The organism is Muriicola sp., assembly GCF_041567615.1.
In the GTDB taxonomy this organism is placed as follows: domain Bacteria; phylum Bacteroidota; class Bacteroidia; order Flavobacteriales; family Flavobacteriaceae; genus Muriicola.
Genome location: NZ_JBFGBM010000015.1, coordinates 1 through 23,216 on the forward strand (window position 1 = coordinate 1; position 23,216 = coordinate 23,216).

Genomic DNA, 23,216 nt, shown 5'->3' on the forward strand with positions numbered 1-23,216 from the left:
AAGGAGTAAACGCACTTTTTCCCTCTGGGCCTCATTTTCTGCCAGGGATATAACATCCCTGTAATTGGCCCTGTCCATGACCAGTATGTGATCGAAACGATCAAAGTCGGCCCTGCTGAATCTACGGCAGCGTTGGGTACTGATGTCGATTTTGTATTTTTTTGCGATGGCCACAGATCTGGGATCGGGGGGATTTCCCACATGATAACCCGCTGTTCCTGCAGAATCTACCTCGATGCGTTCAGCGTCTGCCTTGGATTTTAGTATACCTTCAGCTAATGGAGATCTGCAAATATTTCCCAGACATACCATGAGCACCCTTGTTTTCATACGGATCAGGAGAACTTCTTGGTCAGGTCATCGATGTATTTCCTGAATTGTTTATCTGTTTCAGCGAGGTTATCTACGGTTTTACAAGCGTGGAGTACGGTGGCGTGATCCCTTTTGCCAATCTGGGATCCTATGCTGGCCAGGGAAGCCTTTGTAAATTTCTTGGCAAAGAACATGGCGAGTTGCCTGGCCTGGACGATATGCCTTTTGCGGGTCTTGGACTGGAGTGTGGCCACATCCATTTCGAAGTAATCAGAGACTACTTTCTGGATATAATCTATGGAAACTTCCCGCTTGGTATTCTTGACGAATTTCTCTACCACCTGCTGGGCCAGTTCCAGGGTCACTTCCCTTTTGTTAAAGGAAGACTGGGCGATCAGCGATATAATGGCGCCTTCGAGTTCCCTGATATTTGTCTTGATGTGTTTTGCGACGTATTCAATGATCTCATCCGGCATTTCCACACCGTCCCGATAAAGCTTGTTCTTCAGAATGGATATCCGGGTCTCGTAATCGGGGTTTTGCAATTCTGCAGAAAGACCCCACTTGAAACGGGAAAGCAGGCGTTGCTCGATATCCTGCATGTCTACGGGCGCCTTGTCAGAAGTGAGGATCACCTGTTTTCCGTTCTGATGTAAATGGTTGAAAATGTGGAAGAAGACATCCTGAGTTCCAGATTTTCCGGAAAAGAATTGGACGTCGTCAATAATTAGTACATCGATCAGCTGATAGAAGTGTATAAAGTCATTCCGGGTATTCTTCTTTACCGATTCTATGTACTGTTGTGTAAATTTTTCAGCCGAGATGTACAGTACGGTGCGCTCCGGGTATTTGTCCTTGATATCAACCCCAATAGCATGTGCCAGATGCGTTTTGCCAAGCCCAACCCCGCCAAAAATAAGCAAGGGATTGAAAGATGTTCCTCCGGGTTTATTCGCCACAGCCATCCCAGCAGATCTGGCCAGGCGATTAGAATCACCCTCCAGGAAATTATCAAAATTATAGTTGGGATTTAACTGGGATTCGATCTTGATATTGCGTATTCCCGGGATCACGAAGGGGTTTTTCAGCTCCGGGTTCTTGGATTTAACAGGTACGTCCATCTCCTGTGCACCTACATTTCCACGGTTGGCGCTGGGAATACGTTCTGTAAAAGGTTCCTTGTTGCCATAGGTATTTTCCATCTTGATGATGTAGACCAGTTTGGCCTGGTCGCCCAGCTCTTTGGTGAGGGCCACCTTCAGCAATTTCACGTAATGCTCTTCCAGCCATTCGTAAAAGAATTTGCTGGGAACCTGTATGCTCAATGATTTCTCTGAGAGTTTGACCGGCTTAATCGGTTCGAACCATGTTTTGAATGCCTGCGGTTGGATGTTATCTTTGATAAATGCCAAACAATTGTTCCATACGGAATTAGCAGTTACACTCATTGTAAAAAAACTCTCTTTGTCGGTTAGTGATTCAAGCCAGTTGGTTGAAAACAGAGCGGAAAATCTGCCTTCTTGAGTGAGACAAATATGTGAACAAAAAAGCTAAAAAAAAAATGATTTGAGGTTGAATTTATCCTTTTTTTTTCGCATGTTCCAAACCATTTTCATCCATTTTTAAATATAGCTTTTTTAACCGATAAATGGGGCATCAAAACAAATTTTCTTTCAGGGTACGATATGGAGAAACCGACCAGATGGGGGTTGTCTACCACGGCAACTATGCCCAGTACCTGGAGATGGGTCGGGTAGAGTGGTTGCGTTCCCTTGGATTTTCTTACAAACAGATGGAAAAAGACGGGATCATGCTGCCTGTAATTTCCCTGCAAATGCATTTCAGAAAATCAGCCACCTATGACGACCTGCTGACCGTGGTTACCAGACTGACCAAAACCCCGGTCGTGAAGATAGAGTTCGACTATGATATCAGGAATGAAAGGGATGAACTCCTGGTCACTGCGAATACCGTGCTCGCCTTTATGGATATGCACACTTCTAAACCGGTCAAATGTCCGCCGGCCATCCTGGAGAAATTGAATCCTGCTTAGCGCCCTTGCAGGACACATAATTTAAGATCGCAGCTTCACCCTGATCCCGGGTATGCCCCTGAGTTGCTGGAGGACCTTGTTAAACCGACTTACAGGAACATCCAAAGCGTATCTTGCCCTTATTTCATTTTCCTCCGATCTGATCTTGATCTGATGTCGTTTGATCAACTGCATCACTTTGTGTACGTGTTTGTAATCGAATTCAATGTATACCTCCCTGTTGATGGTTATGGTGATGACCTCCCCCTCCTCAAGGGTCTGGCGGGCGGTTGCACCATAGGCCGAGATGAGGCCTCCTACTCCCAATTTGGTTCCCCCGAAATAACGTACCACTGCCAGGAAGATGTCGGTGAGCTCGAAAGCCTGAATCTGACCGAAGATGGGCATGCCTGCGGAGTTTTTAGGCTCTCCGTCGTCATGCACGCGCCAAACTGTCGGTTCAGTCCCTAATTGCCAGGCATAGCAAACATGGTTGGCCTTCTCGTGTTCCTGTTTCAGGCGGGTGAGAAACTCTCCTATCTGATTTTCATCTGATACCGGATAGGCGTAGCCAAGGAATTTGCTCTTTTTTTCCTTCAGGATCACACCTTCTATCGGTGCTGCCAGTGTTCTAAATTGGTGGATCTCCATTTTTTTCTCAAAATGCCGCGACCAGAACGATGCTCAATACAGCCAATCCTATCCCAACCCAATTCCTGCCGCTGAGCCTTTCCCTGAACAGCACGATGCCCAGGAGGGTGGAGAACATGACGATAGCCACGTTGTTTATGGTGAATACGGAGGCACTGTTCAGGACCTCATTCTGCAAGGCCTTCAGGAGGAAATAAATCGAAAAGAAATTAGGGACACCCAGGGCGATTCCACCCAGGATACTGCGGGGAGCAATCACTATCTTTTCCCTTGCGGCCCTGAAAGCGACAAAAACAAGGCCGCAACAGGCAGCACTGGCGAATACGGTGGAGGAAAACAGGGGAAATTCCCCGGCTGACAATACATTCTGTTCAAAGTACTGTATACTGGCATCTATGATCCCGGACCCCAGAAATACAAGTGCCGGGAGGTAAAGCAATCGCCTGTTAAGGGGGAGGTGTTTGTTTTTGAGGGAACTGAAATAGACGGCAAAGAGCGCCAGGATCACCCCTGAAACCTTTAGCACTCCCAACGCTTCTCCGTAAAGGAGTACCCCCAGGACGACGGGAATGGTCAGGGACATTTTTGTGGCAACAGAAGCTACGGAAACCCCGAGTAGTTGAGAGGTCCGGGCCATGAGGTTAAAGATGAGGATAAACAGCACACCCATGAGCACCGTTCCCGGAAACCAGCTCTTTCCGGGGATCAGGGTGATATCGGGGAACTCATCCATCAAGGTAAAGCCTACGAGACAGGCGGTTATATAATTAAAGATGATGGCATAGAGCGTCTGTACCCGAAATCGGGGATACAGCTTGAAGATCACAAAGATCAGACTGGAGCAGAGGATACTGAGGGCGAGGTCTGTCATCCGGATACCTTTTTAAACAGATCCGTAACCTCTTCTGTTCCCACTTTCAGATGCCAGGTCCTGAAACCCAGGCGCGACGCACTTTCGATGTGTTCGAGGGTGTCATCTATAAAGAGAGTCTCAGTGGCCACCAGTGCATTCTGTTCCAGGATCATTTCAAAGACTTCCGGCTCCGGTTTCCGCATCCCGATCTCGTGAGAGAGGTAAAACCGCTCAAAACAGGATGCAAATGCCAAATATCTCTCATTTCCCATCTCTTCCTTCACTTTCTCTATATGAAGGCTGTTGGTATTGCTCAGCAGGAACAGGCGGTATGTGTCTCGGGATGCCAGGCCTCTGATAAAATCCAAGCGGTGCTCCGGAAAGTCCAAAATTATAGCATTCCAGGCCTCTACCAGTTGCACCTTTTCTATACCGGGGAGGTATTTCATGGCACTGGCAGTAAATTCTTCGGAGGATATCAGGCCCTTTTCATATTGAAAGATCACGGGAAGCATCTCTGCACTGATTTCAGTATGACCCGCCTCACTCAGCTTTCTCAGCGTAGCCTCTTTATCGAGGTTGATAAAGACATCACCGAAATCAAAGAGCAGGTTCTTAATCATTTCTCAGAATCCTTAAGAGATCATTCCCGATCTGAGTTCTGCTCACTTCTTTTCCATGGATTGGAGGAGATTTAATTCCGCTTTTCAATGGTTTCGGGCCCGTAAAAATCCGGGCCTCATCCCAGAGTCCGGCTTCGATAAAGGATTTCAGGGTTTTGGCCCCACCTTCAATAATCACGCTTTGGATCCCTCGTTCGCAAAGTCGGTCACAGATTTGCACCGGGAGGTTTTCCGTGAAATCGAGGGGCGCATAGTCAACTCCCGAAGCGGATTCAGAAATCAGCCCCTCCTCTGTAAGGATCAGGGTCTTTACTGAACCATCATATATATGGTAGTCCTTTGGGATCTTCAGTTTTCTGTCGATCACCACCCTCAGGGGGGAATTGCCGACCCAGGTTCTCGGGGTGAGTTTCGGATTGTCCTTTACACAGGTGGTCGTACCCACCAGGATGGCCTGTTCTTCTGTTCGCCACTGATGGACCAACTGACGGGAATGGCGGGTTGTTATCCAGTAAGGCTGGGGTTTGGATCCCCGCATATCGGGGTCAGGGGCGATGAATCCATCCCCACTCTCTGCCCATTTCAGGATGACATAGGGGCGATCCTTCTCCTGGTAGGTCAGGAATCGCCTGTGATGCACCCGGCACTCCTGTTCCCGTACAGGGCAGGTCACTTCTATACCGGCAGCCAGTAATTTTTCAATTCCTTTCCCGTCCACTTTTTTATGCGGGTCCCTGATCCCGATGACCACGCGGGGTATTCCGTGCCTGATGATCAGGTCGGCGCAGGGAGGGGTCTTCCCATGGTGGGAACAGGGTTCCAGGCTAACGTAAAGCGTGGCCTTTTTGAGTTGCTCTTTATCCGATACTGAATGGATGGCATTTACCTCCGCATGAGGTCCTCCATAGGGACTGGTAAATCCTTCACCTATGATCTTGCCATCAACGGTGATCACACAGCCTACCATGGGATTGGGAGCTGTTGTGCCCAGTCCGTTTTTAGCCAGCTCTATGCACCTGAGAATATATTTTTCGTGTATCTTCACCCAGCAAAAATAGGATTTAAAAAGGGAATCGGAATGTGCCCGGAAAAGGTTTGCAGAAGCGGGGTCAGGATTGGGCCGGGACAGAATTTCAAGTGGGGTTTACAAGGTGTTACTCAAGGAGATACGGCATATTTTTCATAAGGAACTCGATCATCAATACGGTCGGGAAGAGGTTGAACATTTCTTTCATCACTTTGTGGAACATTATTTGGGTCAGCCCCGGTTCCATCTGGCCATGCACCCCAACTGGATCATTTCCAGGGAAGAGGAGGGCGAATTCTTCCGTGGGCTGGCAGCCCTCAGGCAGGGTCAGCCTCTGCATTACGTATTGGGCAGCAAGGTATTTATGGACCTCAACTTCAGGCTCAACAAACATGTGTTGATCCCGAGGCCGGAAACGGAAGAACTGGTTCGACTGGTAATCGCAAGGCATCAGGAAGACCGCCCACCCCTCAGAATCCTGGATTTGGGCACCGGGAGCGGTTGTATTGCGATCTCCCTCGCCAAATACCTGCCGCAGGCCGAGGTTTTTGCCATAGATATTTCCGGTAAGGCCTTGAATCTGGCCAGAGAGAATGCGAGCGCTAATGACGTTAGCGTTCAATTTTCCGAATCGGATATGACCCATATGGAAATTGAGGCGGAATTCTATCAAATTATCATATCCAATCCACCTTATGTGCTTGAAGAGGAAAAGGCCCTGATGGATCCCCATGTAAAGGACGCGGAACCCGCCACAGCTCTTTTCGTTCCCGATGACAGACCCCTGTTATTTTATGAATATATTACGGGAGCAGCGAGGAAAGGACTAGCAGAGGGCGGCCACCTTTACCTGGAGATCAACCAGAGATTTGGACAAGAGGTGAAGGATCTTCTTTCCGAGGTTGGTTTTACCGAAGTTGAGGTATTGAAGGACCTGCACGGGCATGACAGATTTGTAAAGGCAAAACAAAGGATCTAATAGATGAAACATGACTGCTGAAGAGAAGATCAAAGCATTGAGAAAGGAATTACACGATCACAATTATCGGTATTACGTGCTCGATTCCCCAGTGATTTCGGATTACGAGTTCGACATGAAACTGAAGGAACTGCAGACCCTGGAGGAAGCCCATCCGCAATTCAGGGACGAGAGTTCCCCTACCATGAGGGTGGGGGGTGAGGTCACCAAGAATTTCAACACCGTCGTCCACCAGCACCGCATGTATTCGCTCGACAACTCCTATTCCCGGGAAGAACTCCAGGATTGGGTGCAGCGGATCCAGAGGATTTTGGGTGATTCTGAAGTGGAGTACAGCTGTGAACTGAAATACGACGGAGCCTCCATCAGCCTTACTTATGAAAATGGACACCTTGTGCAGGCCCTTACCCGCGGGGATGGTTTCCAGGGGGATGATGTGACCACCAATGTGAAGACGATCAGGTCTGTGCCCCTGCAGCTCAGGGGAAATTTTCCACAAAAATTTGAGATCAGGGGGGAGATCATCCTTCCCCTTGAAGGATTTCAGAAAATGAATGAACAACGCATCAGGGAAGGGGAAGACCCGTACATGAACCCAAGGAATACGGCTTCGGGCAGCCTGAAGCTGCAGGACAGCGCCCTGGTGGCCGAAAGACCTTTGGACTGCCTGCTGTACGCACTTGTGGGGAGGGACCTCGGGGCTTCCACACACTTCGAATTGCTTTCAAAAGCCAGGGAATGGGGGTTCAAGATCCCCTCCGAGGCTGCCTTATGCCGCTCCCTGGAGGAGGTCTTCACCTACCTCGATCACTGGGACCTCCACAGGCACGAGTTGCCCTATGAGACAGATGGGGTGGTCATCAAGGTCAACAAGCTGCAACAACAGGAAGAACTCGGGTATACGGCTAAATCCCCCCGCTGGGCCATCGCTTATAAATTCAAGACCGAACAGGCTGTGACCGTGCTGGAGAAGATCACCTACCAGGTAGGGAGAACAGGGGCCATTACCCCTGTGGCGAATCTTTCTCCTGTTCTTCTGGCGGGTACCACGGTAAAACGCGCTTCCCTTCATAACGCCGACCAGATCGCCAAATTAGACATTCGGGAAGGGGACACCGTCATGGTAGAAAAAGGAGGGGAGATCATCCCCAAGATCGTGGGGGTGGATGTTTCAAAAAGACCCCAGGACTCCAGCCCGACAGAATATATCACGCATTGTCCGGAATGCAACACTCCTCTTGAACGCAAGGAAGGAGAAGCCCAGCATTTTTGCCCGAATTCCACCGGATGTCCCCCCCAGATCACGGGGAGGATACAACATTTTATCTCGCGTAAAGCTATGGATATTGAAGGTCTTGGAGGCGAGACTGTGGAACTCCTCTTTAAGGAGGGACTTATCCGGAATTATGCCGATCTCTACACGCTTACCAAAGAGCAGGTCGTTCCCCTGGAGCGTATGGCCGAGAAATCTGCCGAGAACCTGATCCGGCGCATCGCAGCCTCCGTTGAGATCCCTTTTGAACGCGTCCTCTTTGCCCTGGGGATACGGTATGTAGGTGAGACTGTTGCCAAAGTCCTGGCAAGGGCCTACAAAAATATAGATGCTCTTATGGAGGCATCAGAGGAATCTCTTATGCAGGTCAACGAGATAGGCGGGCGGATCGCTGAAAGCGTGGTGTCTTTCTTCCGGGAGGAGAAGAACCGGGAGATAGTAGAAAGGCTTAAAACCTATGGCCTGAAGTTCTCCCTTTCCGAAGAACAGCTACAGAACCAGACGGACAAACTGAAAGGGAAAACCCTGGTAGTCTCGGGGGTTTTTGAAAACCTCGAAAGGACGGAACTCAAAAAACTCATCGAAGACAATGGGGGCAAGGTGAGTTCCTCGATCTCGTCCAAGACCTCCTACCTGGTGGCCGGGAACAATATGGGTCCCAGCAAGCGGAGCAAAGCGGAGAACCTGGGCGTGCCTATTATCTCCGAAGCCGAATTTATGGCCCTTATCAAATAACCCTCCCGGAGAAGGAGGGTTATCTTTTATAACTGCAAGCTCGGTAATTAATCTCCGCTCAGGGCTTTGTCGTATACCCAGACCTCGTCCCACCAGTCGGTGAAGGTAGCATTTCGGTTTCTAACGTAGGGATCCCACCTGTCTGCCCCGTGGACTTTGTCAAAGGTCTCCCGGAAGGGCCAGGAAGTTCCAAAATCGGTCCAGTTCTTGATAAAAGACACCGTGGCCAGGTGCCTTCCTATCTTCCCTTGCCTGAATTCATTATCATAGACACCCCAGGGATTATTGCCCGGCATGGCCTTTATCGTTGCACTGGCCATATCGAGATGCAAATCCACCCCGAACCCGTGCTCTCCATTAACTTCCCAGTATCGGACATAGAGGATGGGATGGGCAGATGCGTCATTTGGGAGCATGTCTGTGTTGGACCATTTGACCATGTCTTTCCAGTACTCTCCCTGTTCTATGCGTTTGACATAGGGCATGATGTTGTCCCTCCAGTCCTCATCGTGTCCCCCGGCTGCCGGCCGTTTATCGAGATCACTGTATTGGAGGGGGCCCATCATCCATACCAGCTTACCGGAATGTGGTCCGGTCACGATATTGTATACCGTAGACTTGAAAGCCCCTTCTTTGTGGTATTTCATATTGTGTTTCCGAATATTTTCCCCCAAAACCTTCAGTTTAGTGTTGTCCGGTACCAGCATGATAGATTCCCAGATGGGAGCCTGTTCACTTTCCTGAGCCTGCGCAATTATTAAGCCACCCAGGAATAGCGTGAATGTCAGAATTGTAGAAATAATCAATCTTTTCATCGGTTTGGTTTTTAATGGGTTAGATCGATCTAAAAAGTAATCATATTCATCTGTTTAACCCGGTGCAATCCGGATGAAACGGTTATTTTTATGTCCGAAGTACACCAAAAATTTATCATAGGTATTATGAAAATTCCCGTCAACCTCCAAGAGTTTGAGGCAACGCTGAGAAATGAATATCCCTCCTCTCAGTGGAAGCCAGAATTACAGGCCATGTGGTGGGATGCAAAAGGTGACTGGTACAGGGCACACGAGTGTGTGGACCACCTGTCTGATCGGTGGGCCAGTTGGGTACACGCCTACTTGCATCGTAAGGAAGGCGACTTGTGGAACGCCGACTACTGGTATGGCAGGGCAGGGAAAAGGAGGCCTTCCAAGCCTTTGCAAGAGGAGTTCACAGACCTGCTTAATCAGATCTTGTGATCTGGATCTAAAATATTATTCCGAAACGCAGTTCTCACAATAGGTATCCCGGAGATAATCATTCTCAAGGAGCTGGAATGTAACCCCTCCATCGGCGGGCGCATTGAAAAGTTCGCAGTACCGGTCTTTGTTCAGGTTGATCGCATTGAGCATAATGGTGCGGTAACGGTCTTCCCGGGTAAGCTCCTTGTCCACCAGGGTAAGGTTGAGATAATAGAACAAGAGGTCCTCGTCCACATCGATCCGTTTGACCCTGTCCTGAATCACCCGTACAGCTTTATCGGTATTGGCGTAATAAGCAAGATATTGGGAGAGGCTTAAATATTCAACGTCGGTAAGCGGTACATCCTGGTAATGAGAATAAATGTAATCCACTGCCCGATCTTTCCCCTGGTAATCCCGTTTGCGCATCAGGAATTCGCTCTTGACGATGTTGTAATTGACCAGCATTCTCTCGACCAGGCCCGGGTCAACACCCAGATTCTTCAATTGTGCTATGTCATTCCTTAGTTTTGACTCATCGATGGGTTGTACGCTGTACCTCCATAGTTTTAACTCCAAGGCTGCCAGGTTGTATTTTATACGTTTGTCGTTTGGGGCCAGCTTTTCAAGGGCTTCGAGTTCATTGAAGGCGATCAGGAGGTAGCGTTCATCCAGCAGATATCGCATCCCCGCCCTGCGATTCAAAAAGGGAAGGAATTCTGCCTGCTGGGGGATCCGCATCTGGTTCAGGGTGCTCGGATCAGCCTCCTTGTTTTTCAGTTTTTCGAATATGGATTGCTGTAACCTCTCTGCCTCGCTGAGTGAATTCTCGTTTATGGCATTGTTGAACATGCCCACGAGGGCATCTGCGGATTGATTCTTATAGGGGTCCTTTCGTTCCAGATCGAGTTTGACGACAGCTTTTCGATGCCTGCTGAGCAGGGGTTCGAGCTCAGCAGCCGTTTCCCCTGTCAGTTTTCCTTTGACCTCAACTTTGCTCAGATCCTTCATGTAATCAAAAGGACCTCCCTCTATATCTGTCAGGAATTCAACCCAGTTTTCGGCCGAGGAGACCTCGGTGACCATGGTGGGTTGCTGAAAGGACTGAAGGGCATCCACGATACTTTTAGCCCTGCCTTGCTGTAATTCGAGATTTCGTTCCAAATTCCCTTCCACGGAAGAATAGCCCCGAATATTGATCCTGGTAATGTTGAAATCCGTCAGCCTGAGGGAATCGTACATGGGTTTGATATCATCCGGAGAATAGGTCGATTTATTTTTTTCAAAAGGGACGGTGAAAGTCAGGGTTTTGTACCTCATGGTGTAGGCCTCTTCATCTGCCCTGGCAATAGCCTTGGGAAGGTAGGTCACGGAATCGAGATACATCCCCATGTCCAGGAGGTCCCATCGGTAGGCTGCCAGGTTATAGATGGTCTGGTACCGGCACAGGTTTTTGTCGTTCAGGAAAAGCATATTGAATTCGATCTGTTTCCCCTGGTAAGCGGCCGGCACCTTGCCGAGTCGGGCCCTGAAACGGTCTTTTCCATAAGGTTTCAGCGTTTTTTTCAATTCCTGGGCATAAACAGGAGGCAGGAGTTCTCCTCGGATCTGGCCTACATCCAGCAGGATCTCAAGGCAGTCATACCGCTCCTTAGAAACCAGGTCTAAGGCCAGCCCGTCTCCTGCATTCTTAAAAACCTCGTTGAACCAGCTCTTATCTGTGACCTCAAAATAGAGGGTGTTGTTATCGTCTACCTGAATCGAAAACTTTACTTCATTGGGTTTTCGGGCAAAGGCCTGAGTGCATCTTTGACAGACCAGGTCGCGGTTTTGTTGTCGGAATTGTATGCCATAAGGATTCTGGGCAGAGCCGGGCTGCAGAGATAAGAGAAGGAAAAGGAGTAACAGGATGCGCATGCGAGAGATAATTAAATTAAGGATGCCAAGATAAATTCACGGGCGATAAATCAAAAGTGGATTGAGAGAAAATTCCTTAAAAAGAGCAGGCTTTCGATGAGGGGTAGATTTAGACGGATATAGTAATGCCTTGCCCCTGTACCAGTTTGCCCTGTTCAAAATAGAAATCGATCCTCCCCAGATTAATACCGTAACACCCTACCTGGTTGACCAGGACCTGCTCGTCTTTCCGGTTCCTGTGGATGACAGGTTTTTCGAGGAAGGTATGGGTATGGCCGCCAATGATCAGATCGATGTCCTGGGTACGGGAGGCCAGGACCACATCGCTGGCAGTCTGTGGATTCCTGTATTCGTGACCCAGGTGGGATAGACAAAGGATGAGGTCACAGCCCTTTTCCTCCTTCAGCACCCGAACTGTATCCAGAGAGATCTCTACCGGATCCAGGTAGCGAGTTTCCTTGTAGAGCTTTTTGGTCACCAGTCCGTCCAGGTCGATGCCTAGTCCGAATACCCCGACCTTGATCCCGTCAACTTCAAATACTTTGAAGAGGGAGGTCATCCCATCCATGACGGTATTGGAGAAATCGTAGTTGGCACAGAGAAAATCGAACTTTGCGTAAGGCAACTGAGCCAGAAGACCGTCGATCCCATTGTCGAAATCGTGATTGCCCAGGGTGGCGGCATTGTACTTGAGCATGCTCATCAATCTGAATTCCAATTCTCCCCCGTAGAAATTGAAATAGGGAGTGCCCTGGAAAATATCTCCCGCATCAAAAAGGAGGGTATTTGGATTTTCTTCCCGAATTTGTGAGATCAGCGTCGCCCTTCTGGCGATGCCCCCCATATCGGGAAATGCTGCATGATCCTCAGGAAAGGGATCGAGGTGACTGTGCACGTCATTGGTGTGCAGGATGGTGATGTGCTTTTTACCGGTAGAACAACCGGAAAGGAGGGAAGGACCGAGGCTCATATAACCGGCCCCTGCGAGACTATTTGTTATGAAGGACCTTCTATTCACCGTCTTTCGTATTTAATAAAGCGTTCATCTACCTGTGCCTTTACGGTGTCGACAGCCGTAAAATAATCGATCATCGCGTTCCTGAGAAGGTAATTCAGATCCGTTATCCCCTGATTTTGCTTAAGGAAATCAGCATTTCCACCCCCCTCGAGCAGGTAGTCTATGGTGGCCAGGTAATAGGTTTTGTTCTCATCCAGGGGTATCCCGTTTACATTGACCGCCTGCAGTCTTCCCTGAGGATCCAGGATGATCTGGAACCCTGCCATGGGCTGTGGTCTGTCTGAGGAGATCAGGTAATGAGCCATTTCCCGGACAAGACTTCCCGGGATCTCAAGGACCACGATATAATTTTCAAAAGGCATGACTTCGAAAGCTGTTCTGGCCGTAACAGGTCCGGCCGAGATCACATTCCGTATTCCTCCGTAATTCATCAGGGCCATATCTATATGCCTGCCCGTGCGGGATTGAAAGATGGGTCTCGACTGGGCGAGGATGATATCAGCCATCAGATTTCCTTCAGAGGAATTCAGTTCCCCGTCTGTCTTGGTCAGGGTGACGGGGGCATAGGCCAGGACACTGTCGAGCACCTGATTAACCCTTACCCTGTAAGGCTTGATAAAGGCATCTATGGAATCATTGATAGTGATAGCTGCATTGACAGGCAGCTGCATCCCGCTGATCGAATGGAGGGTGGAAGGTCCCTGTCTACAGGAAATACACAGACAAATTGTTATAAATACAACAAATTGTTTCATATAAAAGTTAATCAAAGGTGGTAATTTTACCCCTGCAGGATGCAGTGAGAATCTTTACCTTTGTGGAAACCTAAAGATACATGTTTTTCACTGCCCTCAAGGATAAGTTCAAAAGGAAATCAGGGGAAAAATACCTGAAAAATGAGCTCAGGTCTGTACGAGGGTCTGAGAGTGAAAAGAAGGGGCTCGGACTCGTGGGTGTGATAGCTGACCTTGACCGTTTTCAGAATGCGGAAGCCTTTAACAAACTGGTCGATTTGCTCAACCTGCGGCCCAATTCGGTCAAGGTAATGGGATACCGGGCTTTTTACGACAAGAATTCCCCGTACTCCACTCCGGTATTTTCCGATAAGGACCTGGGATGGGGTGGGGATGTAGAGAACAGTTATGCCCTTGAATTCCTCAGTAAAGATTACGATCTTTTGATCAATTATTACACGAAAGACGCCCTTGTCCTAAAATTGATGACCGTGAAGACCCGGGCGAGGATCAAGGCGGGGTTCTCAGAGGTGGACCCTGATTTGAACGATTTGATCATTCAGTCGGATATGGAAGACTTCAATACATTTACCGCTGAACTAAAGAAGTACCTGCGGGTAATGAACGAGCTATGAAGCTAGAACAATTATACGGCACGGGTGTCGCCCTGGTGACCCCATTTGCAACGGATGGCTCCCTGGATTTGCAGGCCCTCAGGAGGATTGTGCGCCATTCCATCAATGGAGGGGTCGACTACCTGGTGGTGCTGGGTACTACGGGCGAGTCGGTTACTCTGGAACCACAGGAAAAGGAAAAGGTGATCCAGACGGTGATCTCAGAGAATGATGGGGCTTTGCCTCTCGTTATCGGAATAGGGGGAAACCATACAGCTAAGGTGGTTGAGGAGTTAAAGAAATCTGACCTCTCTGCTTTTGACGCAGTACTCTCGGTTTCACCCTACTACAACAAACCTACACAGGAAGGTATCTACAGGCACTATAAGGCTCTTGCAGAGGCTTCACCCAAGCCCATTATCCTCTATAACGTTCCCGGAAGAACTGGAAGTAACATGCTTCCGGAAACGGTAGCGCGCATTGCCCGGGATTGCCCAAATGTAGTGGCAATCAAGGAGGCTTGTGGCAATATGGATCAGATCCGTGAACTCATCAATACCGTCCCCTCGGGGTTCTATGTGATTTCAGGCGATGATATCACGGCCCTCCCAACGATCATGGAAGGGGGTATCGGGGTCATCTCGGTACTGGCCCAGGGCATGCCTGCCCAAATGAGTCGCCTGGTGCGTCACGGCCTTAACGGGGAATACGAAAGTGGGAAGCAGATACACGAGGCACTCAAACCGGGGATGGACCTTATTTTCCAGGAAGGGAATCCCGCCGGAATCAAGGCCATTTTTGAATTGCTGGGAATAGCCGGAGCCGGAGTCAGGCTACCCCTTGTGGAAGCATCCCCGGCCTTAAAATCCAGAATAGCTGCTTTTATAGAACCTTTTGCCATTGCCATTTGACGTTCTTACGTTAAAAGTTCCTCAATTTGTGCTGTCTGACGGGTCCTTTCACCGTATGTTTGTGATTGAGAATTAATTTTATATTCCACTGGGTTTCTGTAATTTTGCAAAATGTTTTTAAAGCTCCGAACATTTTTTTCCATGGCTGTATGCCTGCTTGTCCTCGCCTCCTGCAATGAGTACCAGAAGGTCCTCAAGAACGAAGATGTCAAGGCGAAGTACGACCTGGCCGAAAAATATTATGAGGCCAAGGACTTTAAAAGGGCCAACCGCCTGCTCGAGCAAATTGCTCCTAAATACGCAGGCAAGCCTCAGGGTGAGAGGGTCCAGTTCTTCCTGGCAGACACCTATTTCCAGATCAGAAACTACAATTTTGCCGGCTACCAGTTCGAAAGGTTTTTGAAATCGTATCCCAAAAGTGATAAGGCAGCAGAGGCTTCCTTCCTGGGAGCCAAGAGTTACTATATGCTTTCACCCAGATATTCACTTGACCAGACGGATACAGACAAGGCGCTGGTGAAGCTTCAGAGTTTCATCAACACGTATCCGGAATCCGAATATCTGGCCGAGGCGAATGCGATGGCCAAGGAACTGACGACCAAAAAAGAGAAAAAGGCCTTCGAGATCGCCAAGCAATTCACCAAATTAGGCAACTCCTACATTCTGGATTACAGTATCTCTGCAGTCGCCGCCCTGGACAACTTCATATCTGATCACCCGGGAACTATCTTCAGAGAAGAGGCGTTGTATCTCAAATTAGTAGCAACAGCCAACCTCGCTCTCAACAGTACGGAAAACCGAAAGCAGGAACGTCTGGAAACGGCGGAAACTGCGTATAAAAACCTGCTGAGGTATTATCCTCAGACCACCTTTTTAAAAGATGCAAATCAATTGTTGGCTGATATCAACAAAGAGTTGACCCAGTATAAAGAACAAGAAACCACATCAAAATGAATATGAACGATTTAAAGAACACCAAGGCACCTGTCTCAACGGTAACTGTCAACCGCAACGAGTTTGATGAGAGCACGGAAAATATCTACGAGGCCATTTCCATCGTGTCAAAAAGAGCGGTACAGATCAACTCTGAGATCAAAAAAGAGTTACTCGAGAAATTGGAGGAATTCGCCACCTATAGCGACAGCCTGGAAGAGGTTTTCGAGAACAAAGAGCAGATCGAGGTTTCTAAATTTTACGAGAAACTTCCCAAACCCCACGCCATGGCTATTGCCGAGTGGTTGGAGGATAAGATTTATTACAGGAACACGGAGAAAGACGAACAATAAATGTTAGCCGGCAAGAAGGTCCTGTTGGGTATCTCAGGAGGTATTGCCGCCTATAAAACCGCTTTTCTCGTTCGATTACTGATCAAAGCCGGCGCTGAAGTTAAGGTGGTCTTAACGGAAAGCGCCGTTGATTTTGTTACCCCCCTTACCCTGGCCACCCTGTCTAAAAATCCCGTTCATCTCGATTTTATCAAGGAAGAGGACGGCACCCTCGACTGGGATAACCACGTGGATCTGGGCCTTTGGGCCGACCTGATGCTGATGGCTCCCGCAACGGCCAATACGCTCTCGAAAATGGCTAATGGCACCTGCGACAACCTGTTGCTGGCCACCTATTTATCTGCCAAATGCCCGGTTTATGTGGCACCGGCCATGGATCTCGATATGTACCGTCATCCCTCAACGAAGGAAAGCCTTGCCAGGCTGGAATCGTTCGGAAACCTGATCATCCCGGCCACCAGTGGGGAACTGGCCAGTGGTCTTTCCGGGGAAGGCAGGATGGAAGAGCCTGAAAAGATCCTGGAATTTATCAATAACCACCTGAAGAAAGGACTGCCCCTGGAGAACAAAAAGGTAGTGATCACGGCAGGACCCACCTATGAGGCCATCGATCCGGTGAGGTTTATTGGAAATCATTCGTCCGGGCTGATGGGCATAGAACTGGCCGAAAGAGCGGCTGCTTTAGGTGCTGAGGTGATCCTGGTCCTGGGACCCACCCATCTGGATGTCAGGGACAAATCCATTAACCTGCAACGGGTTACCTCTGCTGATGAGATGTACGCAGCGGCATCAGATGCCTTTGGTGATGCCCATGTCCTTATCGCGGCTGCGGCAGTAGCCGACTATAAACCCAAAAGGGCAGCCGAACAGAAGATCAAAAAAAAAGACGACCCATTCGCCTTAGAACTGGTCAGGAACAAGGATATCCTTCTGGATCTGGGGAATCGCAAAAAAAATCAGTTCCTCCTTGGCTTTGCCCTTGAAACCGAGAATGAAATGGCCAATGCCCTCCAGAAGCTCAAAAAGAAGAACCTGGATGCCATTGTCCTGAATTCCCTCCAGGACAAAGGTGCCGGCTTTGGGGGTACAACCAATAAAATCACCTTTATAGACAAGAATTCATCCATTAAATCGTTTGATGTAAAGACCAAGGCCGATGTCGCCCTGGATATTTGGAATGAAATCTTAAGCAGAATGCATGCGTAGCCTTCTACTACTCTTACTGGCGCTGTCCTGCTCAATGTCCCTTTGGGCACAGGAACTCAATTGTGTGGTCACGGTGAATTCAGACCAGGTAGGGCAGACCAACCAGCAAATTTTCAGAACGCTGGAGAGGTCCCTGAATGACTTTGTCAACCGGAATAAATGGACAAACAGAGTCTACAAGGAGAATGAGCGAGTGAATGCCAGGATGTTCATCACGGTCACCAACTTTGAGTCGAACCGCTTCGAGGCCAATATCCAGATCCAGTCTTCCCGTCCTGTTTTCAATACGACCTATGAGACGCCGATTTTCAATTACAAGGATAACCAGTTCAATTTTCAGTACATCGAGTTTCAACCCCTTATATACAATCCCAATGCCTTCGACTCCAACCTGGTGGCTGTCATCTCCTATTACGTATATATAATCCTCGGGCTGGATGCAGACACTTACGCCCTGGAAGGCGGGACGGAGTATTTCAAGGAAGCCCAGAGGATCGTTACCCAGGCACAGGGAAGCAATTTTGCAGGGTGGAGCCAGTCGGCAACAGACAACCGTACCAGGTTTGTCCTGATAGACAACCTGCTCTCCAATACTTTTAGGGAGTACCGCATAGCGATGTATAATTATCACCGGAAGGGCCTCGACATCCTCGGAGACAACAACAGTACAGGGAAACAGGTGATCTCCGGTTCTATGCGTTTGTTCGAAACCCTTATCCAGCGCAGGCCCAATGCCTTCCTGATCCAGACCTTCTTCGACGCCAAGGCGGAGGAGATCCTCAATATTTTTTCGGACGGACCCAAGGTGGATGTGGTCGCCCTGAAAAACACCCTGAACAAGGTGGCACCCTTCTATTCCTCTACCTGGAACGACATAAAATATTAGCATCCCTCATTTTTTTACAGGGCATAAACGGTTATCTTTACGGCACTGTTAAAGCCGAGGACCTTGCTGACCCATTTGACGATAAAAAATTACGCCCTCATCGATGACCTGGCGGTAAATTTCGACCGCGGATTCAGCACCATTACGGGTGAAACCGGGGCCGGTAAATCCATTTTTCTCGGGGGTCTGTCTCTGGTTCTGGGGAAACGAGCCGATCTGAGTACGCTCAGGGACAAATCCCAAAAATGTACTATCGAAGCCGTATTCCATATCCAGCCCTATGGCCTCGAGGAGCTTTTTAAAAACAACGACCTGGACTATGATCCGGAAACGATCCTGAGAAGGGAGATCCTGCCCAGTGGCAAATCCAGAGCCTTTATTAACGATAGTCCGGTAACCCTGGATGTATTATCCCAACTGGGTGAAAGGCTGATAGACATACATTCCCAGCATCAGACCCTGGAATTGACAGAGAATGAATTCCAATTAAAAGTGATCGATGCCCTGGCCGACAATAAATCCCACCTTCTGGATTATCAAACGAAATTGAGATCCTACCGCTCGGCTCTCAGGCAGCTGGAGGGTTTGAGGGATGCGCAGGCCGAGGCCGAAAAAGAACAGGACTACAACACTTTTCTGTTCCAGGAGCTCAAACAGGCCCCTCTAAGAGAAGGTGTTATCGAAGAATTGGAGGCCTCTTACGAAGAGCTCACCAATGTGGAAAGTATCCTGGAGCAGCTGGCCGGCAGCCACCAACTCTTAACTCATGAAGAGGTCGGGATCCAAAACCTTCTCTCCAACCTGAGGAACAATCTTTCCAAACTGTCGGGATATGGACCTGCCTATGCCGACTTGTCGCAGCGTATACAATCGGTATTCCTGGAACTGGAGGATATGGTCTCTGAGATCGAGGCCTTGCAGGAAAAGGCAGAGCCCAATCCCGGATTACTCGAGGAGGTGGACGGCAAGCTGCAATTGCTATACGCCCTTCAGAAAAAACACAATGCGTCTACCGTGGAGGAGCTGTCAGCCATCAGGGATGAGCTGGAAACCAAAATTTCCCGTACCGAGAGCCTTGAAATGGAGATCGATAGGGTACAGGTCAAGGCTGAAGAAGATAAACGTGAATTGACCAGGCTTGCGGGCGAGTTGCATAAGCGCAGGACCGCCCTGGCACCGGAACTAAAGCAGAAATTGGAAGCGGCTCTGGGCGACCTGGGTATGCCCAATGCCTCTTTTCGTATAGAATTGAGACCGACAGATGAGTTTTTATCAACGGGAACCGATCAGCTGGCCTTTGAATTCTCTGCAAACAGGGGTGGGGATTACGGCTCACTAAAAAAGATCGCATCGGGAGGGGAACTCTCGCGTATCATGCTCGTGATCAAATCGATCCTGGCCCGATATGAACAACTACCCACGATCATGTTCGATGAGATCGATACCGGGGTTTCCGGGGAGATCTCCAACAAAATGGGGGAGATCATGCAGCAAATGTCGTCCAAGATGCAGGTGTTCTCCATCACGCATTTGCCACAAGTGGCGTCTAAAGGCGATCATCAGTACAAGGTCTTTAAAGAGGACGATGGAAAAGTGACGCGTACAAAGATGAAAAAACTGACTGTGGAAGAACGGGTTGTGGAACTTGCGGAGATGCTGGGAGGAAAGACCCTGTCGGATTCCGCCATGGCACATGCCAAGCAATTACTGAATTGAAATCGAAATCCATATATTTAAACGAACGAACCTAAGAAGAAAATCATGGGATACAACTTACTCAAAGGAAAAAAAGGGATCATTTTCGGCGCCCTGGATGAAAACTCCATTGCCTGGAAGACAGCTGAAAGGGTACACGAGGAAGGAGGGACCTTTGTACTTACTAATGCGCCTATAGCAATGCGGATGGGCCAAATCAATGAACTGGCGAAAAAGACAAATGCAGAGATCATTCCTGCCGACGCCACCAGTGAGGAAGATCTGGCGAACCTGGTATCTAAGTCCATGGAGATCCTTGGAGGGAAGCTCGATTTCGTGCTCCATTCCATCGGAATGTCTGTGAATGTCAGAAAAGGCAGGCAGTACACGGATGAGAAGTACGATTTTACGACCAAGGGGTGGGATGTATCTGCCCTTTCTTTCCACAAGGTGATGCAGAGCCTCTACAAAGCCGATGCGATGAATGAGTGGGGCAGCATCGTTGCCCTTACTTATATGGCAGCACAACGGACCTTCCCGGATTATAACGATATGGCCGATAACAAGGCGTACCTGGAATCCGTGGCGCGCAGTTTCGGGTATTTTTTCGGGAAGGAAAAGAAGGTCAGGGTCAATACCATCTCCCAGTCGCCAACACCCACCACCGCAGGGCAAGGGGTAAAGGGGTTTGACGGCTTTATCGCCTACGCAGAGAAGATGTCCCCTCTGGGTAACGCCACAGCCCTGGATTGCGCAAATTATACGGTTTCACTTTTCTCAGACCTCACCCGTAAGGTGACCATGCAGAACCTGTTCCACGACGGAGGATTTTCCATGACAGGCGTGAGCCAGGAAGTAATCGAAAAATTCACGGAAGAGGACTAACTCCCATCCAGTATAAGATCCCGGGCCATCCTTTCTCAGGATGGCCCTGTTCATAACCGGCAAATGCAACCCAAATATTCACTTATCATCCCCGTATACAACAGGCCGGACGAAATCCGGGAACTCCTGCAAAGCCTGTTGCGCCAGACCTATAAAAAGGAATTTGAGGTAGTGATCGTGGAGGACGGATCCGAGATTAGGGCAGAGGATGTGGTAAGCGAATTCAGGGATGCCCTGACCCTGTCCTATTACTTTAAGGAGAACAGCGGACCCGGAGACTCCAGGAATTTCGGGATGCGAAAAGCCCGGGGCGACTATTTCATTATTCTGGACTCGGATTGCATTCTCCCGTCGGAATACCTGCAGGCCATCGATCTTTCGCTCACTGAGGAGTACACCGATTTTTTCGGGGGACCCGATACGGCTCATCCGGATTTTTCGAACATTCAGAAGGCGATAAACTACGCTATGACGGCCTTTTTGACGACAGGCGGTATCAGGGGGAGTGAGAAGGGTTCCGCAAAATTCCAGCCGCGGAGTTTCAATATGGGCATCTCCAGAAAAGCCTTTGAAGCTTCAAAAGGCTTTGGCAACATCCACCCGGGGGAAGACCCGGATCTGACCATACGGCTTTGGAACCTGGGATTTTCTTCAAAATTGATCGCAGAGGCCCGTGTATACCACAAGAGACGAATCGACTTTAGCAAATTCTATAGGCAGGTCAGGAAATTCGGTATGGTCAGGCCTATCCTGAACCACTGGCATCCGGGCACGGGCAAACTAACTTATTGGTTTCCGTTTTTCTTTTGCTCGGGCTTCCTCCTCTCGGTGACCCTGGCCGTTGCAGGATATTTCTGGCTGTTTTACATATTTGCCTTTTACCTCCTTTTAATCCTTATCGACTCCACCCTAAAGAACCGTTCCCTGGGTATCGGGTTCCTGTCTCTTTATGCAGTGCTCGTCCAGTTCTACGGATACGGGACAGGTTTTTTTAAATCGACATTCTTACTTACTTTTAGTAAGAAGAAACCTCAGGAATTATTTCCCTCCCTGTTCTTTAGGAGTTAGTATGGGCGCAAAGAAAGTTTTGAAAGGAAGTACAAAGCGAAAGATCAAGGTATTTGCTGTCCTGCTGACCTCCTCTTTTCTGGCATGGCTCATCAGTCAGTTATCGGAGACCTATACGGACCAGATCACCTTCAGGCTGAATTACGTGCATGTACCGGATTCCCTCCTCTTGATGAATGCCTCACGGAAGGATGTCACCCTCACCGTTCGCGGCAGCGGGTGGAAGTTTTTAGGCTCGAGATTCTCTTCCGGGACACTTGACATCGATCTCAGCAAAGTGACGTTAAATAAGAATCGCTTTTTCCTCAGGGAACGGGATTACATGGAACAGTTGGCTTCTGCCATACCACAGGCCATGTCAATCGTGAGGGTGAATTCAGACACCCTGTTTTTTGATTTTTCACGACTTGTCAGTAAAAAGGTCCCGGTGGTACCAGCTTTGGAACTAAACCTTGCCCAGAATTTTTTACTGGAGAAGGAGCTCGAGGTCGTTCCGGACTCCATCATCCTGACAGGCCCGGAACAAGAGTTAGATACCCTAAGAGAGGTTAAAACGGAATTGCTTGAACTCAACGATGTCAGTGAGAGTTTCACCAGGACCCTGCAACTGGTCAGGCCTGAGACTCTTCAACAGACGAGGCTCAACGTGGGAGAAGTTCGTTTGAGCGCTGTGGTATTCAGGTTCTCTGAAAAGATCCTTGATGTCCCCGTAGACGTAATCAACCTTCCTGAGGGAACTCAAATCAGGACTTTCCCCAACACTGTGGAAGTATTATGCAAGGCCCGGCTTGAGAAGCTGAAGGAGATCACTGCAACGGATTTCAGGGCTGAAGCCAATCTGGAGGAGGTACAGGATAATTCAGCCTTTCTGCAGGTCCGCCTGGTACATCAGCCAGAAGGGATCCCCAGTATTCAGCTCCTGCAAAGGCAGGTGGAATATATCTTGAAGCGGGAATGAAAAGGGTAGGGCTAACCGGAGGCATTGGCAGTGGAAAGTCTACTGTGGCCGGGATGTTTATGGATCTCGGTGTTCCCGTTTATAATTCGGATACAGAGGCCAGGCGCCTGATGAACGAAGATGAGGCTTTGCAAGAGCAGATCATTGCTTTGCTCGGGAAGGAGGCTTATAGGGAAGGGGTACTTAACAGGCCGTTTATTTCCGAGAAGGTTTTCAGGGACAGGATGCTGCTTGAAAAGTTGAACAAAATCGTGCATCCCGCGGTCCGAAAGGATTTTCGGGCCTGGGCCGGACGTCAGGCGGTACCTTATGTACTCCAGGAAGCGGCTATCC

General features: G+C 49.0%; 25 protein-coding genes. 15 read left to right on the forward strand and 10 right to left on the reverse strand.

Going from position 1 to position 23,216, the window contains the following annotated elements; genetic code table 11:
* Together ABYP73_RS01950 and dnaA are read right to left on the reverse strand one after the other, a co-directional pair.
* A partial coding sequence (locus tag ABYP73_RS01950) for a low molecular weight protein-tyrosine-phosphatase (RefSeq protein WP_372973295.1) occupies nt 1–330 on the reverse strand: 330 nt, incomplete at its 3' end.
* Between the two features lie 5 nt (nt 331–335).
* On the reverse strand, nt 336–1,760 hold the full coding sequence (gene dnaA, locus ABYP73_RS01955) for a chromosomal replication initiator protein DnaA (protein ID WP_372973296.1): 1,425 nt from the start codon (nt 1,758–1,760) through the stop codon (nt 336–338).
* Nucleotides 1,761–1,960: 200 nt separating this feature from the next.
* Between dnaA and ABYP73_RS01960 the strand changes: the two genes are divergently transcribed.
* On the forward strand, nt 1,961–2,365 hold the full coding sequence (locus tag ABYP73_RS01960; protein ID WP_372973297.1) for an acyl-CoA thioesterase: 405 nt from the start codon (nt 1,961–1,963) through the stop codon (nt 2,363–2,365).
* Nucleotides 2,366–2,386: 21 nt separating this feature from the next.
* Here the strand turns inward: ABYP73_RS01960 and ABYP73_RS01965 are convergent, their stop codons facing one another.
* Genes ABYP73_RS01965 through ribD form a run of 4 tightly spaced genes read right to left on the reverse strand, consistent with a single transcriptional unit; the run spans nt 2,387 to nt 5,516 of the window.
* Nucleotides 2,387–2,995 carry a YigZ family protein gene (locus ABYP73_RS01965; RefSeq protein ID WP_372946069.1) on the reverse strand — a complete coding sequence of 203 codons (609 nt, stop codon included), beginning with the start codon at nt 2,993–2,995 and terminating at the stop codon, nt 2,387–2,389.
* A gap of 7 nt (nt 2,996–3,002) precedes the next feature.
* Nucleotides 3,003–3,866, reverse strand: coding sequence for an EamA family transporter (locus tag ABYP73_RS01970; protein ID WP_372946068.1), 864 nt, complete (start codon nt 3,864–3,866; stop codon nt 3,003–3,005).
* Nucleotides 3,863–4,471 carry an HAD family hydrolase gene (locus tag ABYP73_RS01975; protein WP_372946067.1) on the reverse strand — a complete coding sequence of 203 codons (609 nt, stop codon included), beginning with the start codon at nt 4,469–4,471 and terminating at the stop codon, nt 3,863–3,865. The genes ABYP73_RS01970 and ABYP73_RS01975 overlap by 4 nt, the downstream gene beginning before the upstream one ends.
* Nucleotides 4,464–5,516: a bifunctional diaminohydroxyphosphoribosylaminopyrimidine deaminase/5-amino-6-(5-phosphoribosylamino)uracil reductase RibD gene (gene ribD, locus ABYP73_RS01980; RefSeq protein ID WP_372973298.1), complete on the reverse strand. Its 1,053-nt coding sequence runs from the start codon at nt 5,514–5,516 to the stop codon at nt 4,464–4,466. The genes ABYP73_RS01975 and ribD overlap by 8 nt, the downstream gene beginning before the upstream one ends.
* A 106-nt stretch (nt 5,517–5,622) precedes the next feature.
* Here ribD and prmC point away from each other — a divergent pair, with 106 nt between their 5' ends.
* Together prmC and ligA are read left to right on the forward strand one after the other, a co-directional pair.
* Entirely contained in the window at nt 5,623–6,477 is an 855-nt protein-coding gene (gene prmC / locus ABYP73_RS01985; RefSeq protein ID WP_372944363.1) for a peptide chain release factor N(5)-glutamine methyltransferase, read from the forward strand.
* A gap of 10 nt (nt 6,478–6,487) precedes the next feature.
* The gene (ligA, locus tag ABYP73_RS01990; protein ID WP_372973299.1) at nt 6,488–8,485 is read left to right on the forward strand and encodes an NAD-dependent DNA ligase LigA; all 1,998 of its coding nucleotides are present in this window, start codon (nt 6,488–6,490) and stop codon (nt 8,483–8,485) included.
* Nucleotides 8,486–8,532: 47 nt separating this feature from the next.
* Here ligA and ABYP73_RS01995 read toward each other — a convergent pair whose 3' ends face one another.
* Entirely contained in the window at nt 8,533–9,300 is a 768-nt protein-coding gene (locus tag ABYP73_RS01995) for a hypothetical protein (RefSeq protein ID WP_372944361.1), read from the reverse strand.
* Nucleotides 9,301–9,426: 126 nt separating this feature from the next.
* Here ABYP73_RS01995 and ABYP73_RS02000 point away from each other — a divergent pair, with 126 nt between their 5' ends.
* Nucleotides 9,427–9,723: a hypothetical protein gene (locus ABYP73_RS02000; protein ID WP_372973300.1), complete on the forward strand. Its 297-nt coding sequence runs from the start codon at nt 9,427–9,429 to the stop codon at nt 9,721–9,723.
* Between the two features lie 15 nt (nt 9,724–9,738).
* Here ABYP73_RS02000 and ABYP73_RS02005 read toward each other — a convergent pair whose 3' ends face one another.
* From ABYP73_RS02005 to ABYP73_RS02015, 3 genes are all read right to left on the reverse strand, one after another.
* Nucleotides 9,739–11,622: a hypothetical protein gene (locus ABYP73_RS02005; RefSeq protein WP_372944359.1), complete on the reverse strand. Its 1,884-nt coding sequence runs from the start codon at nt 11,620–11,622 to the stop codon at nt 9,739–9,741.
* A 109-nt stretch (nt 11,623–11,731) separates the two neighbouring features.
* Entirely contained in the window at nt 11,732–12,640 is a 909-nt protein-coding gene (locus ABYP73_RS02010) for a bifunctional UDP-sugar hydrolase/5'-nucleotidase (RefSeq protein ID WP_372973301.1), read from the reverse strand.
* On the reverse strand, nt 12,637–13,395 hold the full coding sequence (locus ABYP73_RS02015) for a 5'-nucleotidase C-terminal domain-containing protein (protein ID WP_372973302.1): 759 nt from the start codon (nt 13,393–13,395) through the stop codon (nt 12,637–12,639). The genes ABYP73_RS02010 and ABYP73_RS02015 overlap by 4 nt, the downstream gene beginning before the upstream one ends.
* Before the next feature lie 80 nt (nt 13,396–13,475).
* Between ABYP73_RS02015 and ABYP73_RS02020 the strand changes: the two genes are divergently transcribed.
* The 11 genes from ABYP73_RS02020 to coaE form a co-directional block, all read left to right on the forward strand.
* Nucleotides 13,476–14,009, forward strand: coding sequence for a hypothetical protein (locus ABYP73_RS02020; protein WP_372944356.1), 534 nt, complete (start codon nt 13,476–13,478; stop codon nt 14,007–14,009).
* Nucleotides 14,006–14,899 carry a 4-hydroxy-tetrahydrodipicolinate synthase gene (dapA, locus tag ABYP73_RS02025; protein WP_372973303.1) on the forward strand — a complete coding sequence of 298 codons (894 nt, stop codon included), beginning with the start codon at nt 14,006–14,008 and terminating at the stop codon, nt 14,897–14,899. The genes ABYP73_RS02020 and dapA overlap by 4 nt, the downstream gene beginning before the upstream one ends.
* Before the next feature lie 111 nt (nt 14,900–15,010).
* On the forward strand, nt 15,011–15,853 hold the full coding sequence (locus ABYP73_RS02030; RefSeq protein WP_372944355.1) for an outer membrane protein assembly factor BamD: 843 nt from the start codon (nt 15,011–15,013) through the stop codon (nt 15,851–15,853).
* Nucleotides 15,850–16,185 carry a DNA-directed RNA polymerase subunit omega gene (locus ABYP73_RS02035; RefSeq protein WP_372944354.1) on the forward strand — a complete coding sequence of 112 codons (336 nt, stop codon included), beginning with the start codon at nt 15,850–15,852 and terminating at the stop codon, nt 16,183–16,185. Before ABYP73_RS02030 ends, ABYP73_RS02035 begins: the two co-directional genes overlap by 4 nt.
* Complete coding sequence (gene coaBC, locus ABYP73_RS02040) at nt 16,186–17,391, forward strand: bifunctional phosphopantothenoylcysteine decarboxylase/phosphopantothenate--cysteine ligase CoaBC (RefSeq protein WP_372973304.1); 1,206 nt, start codon at nt 16,186–16,188, stop codon at nt 17,389–17,391.
* Nucleotides 17,384–18,277, forward strand: a complete 894-nt coding sequence (locus tag ABYP73_RS02045) for a DUF4835 family protein (RefSeq protein WP_372944352.1) — start codon at nt 17,384–17,386, stop codon at nt 18,275–18,277. The genes coaBC and ABYP73_RS02045 overlap by 8 nt, the downstream gene beginning before the upstream one ends.
* Before the next feature lie 63 nt (nt 18,278–18,340).
* Nucleotides 18,341–19,993 (forward strand): DNA repair protein RecN, encoded by a 1,653-nt coding sequence (gene recN, locus ABYP73_RS02050; RefSeq protein ID WP_372973305.1) that lies wholly within the window; start codon nt 18,341–18,343, stop codon nt 19,991–19,993.
* A gap of 45 nt (nt 19,994–20,038) precedes the next feature.
* Nucleotides 20,039–20,857, forward strand: a complete 819-nt coding sequence (locus tag ABYP73_RS02055; RefSeq protein ID WP_372944350.1) for an enoyl-ACP reductase — start codon at nt 20,039–20,041, stop codon at nt 20,855–20,857.
* A 63-nt stretch (nt 20,858–20,920) separates the two neighbouring features.
* Nucleotides 20,921–21,925, forward strand: coding sequence for a glycosyltransferase family 2 protein (locus ABYP73_RS02060; RefSeq protein ID WP_372944349.1), 1,005 nt, complete (start codon nt 20,921–20,923; stop codon nt 21,923–21,925).
* A gap of 19 nt (nt 21,926–21,944) precedes the next feature.
* Nucleotides 21,945–22,883 (forward strand): YbbR-like domain-containing protein, encoded by a 939-nt coding sequence (locus ABYP73_RS02065; RefSeq protein ID WP_372973306.1) that lies wholly within the window; start codon nt 21,945–21,947, stop codon nt 22,881–22,883.
* Nucleotides 22,880–23,216, forward strand: a 337-nt coding sequence (gene coaE / locus ABYP73_RS02070) for a dephospho-CoA kinase (protein WP_372973307.1), incomplete at its 3' end; no start/stop codon positions are given. The genes ABYP73_RS02065 and coaE, both read left to right, overlap by 4 nt.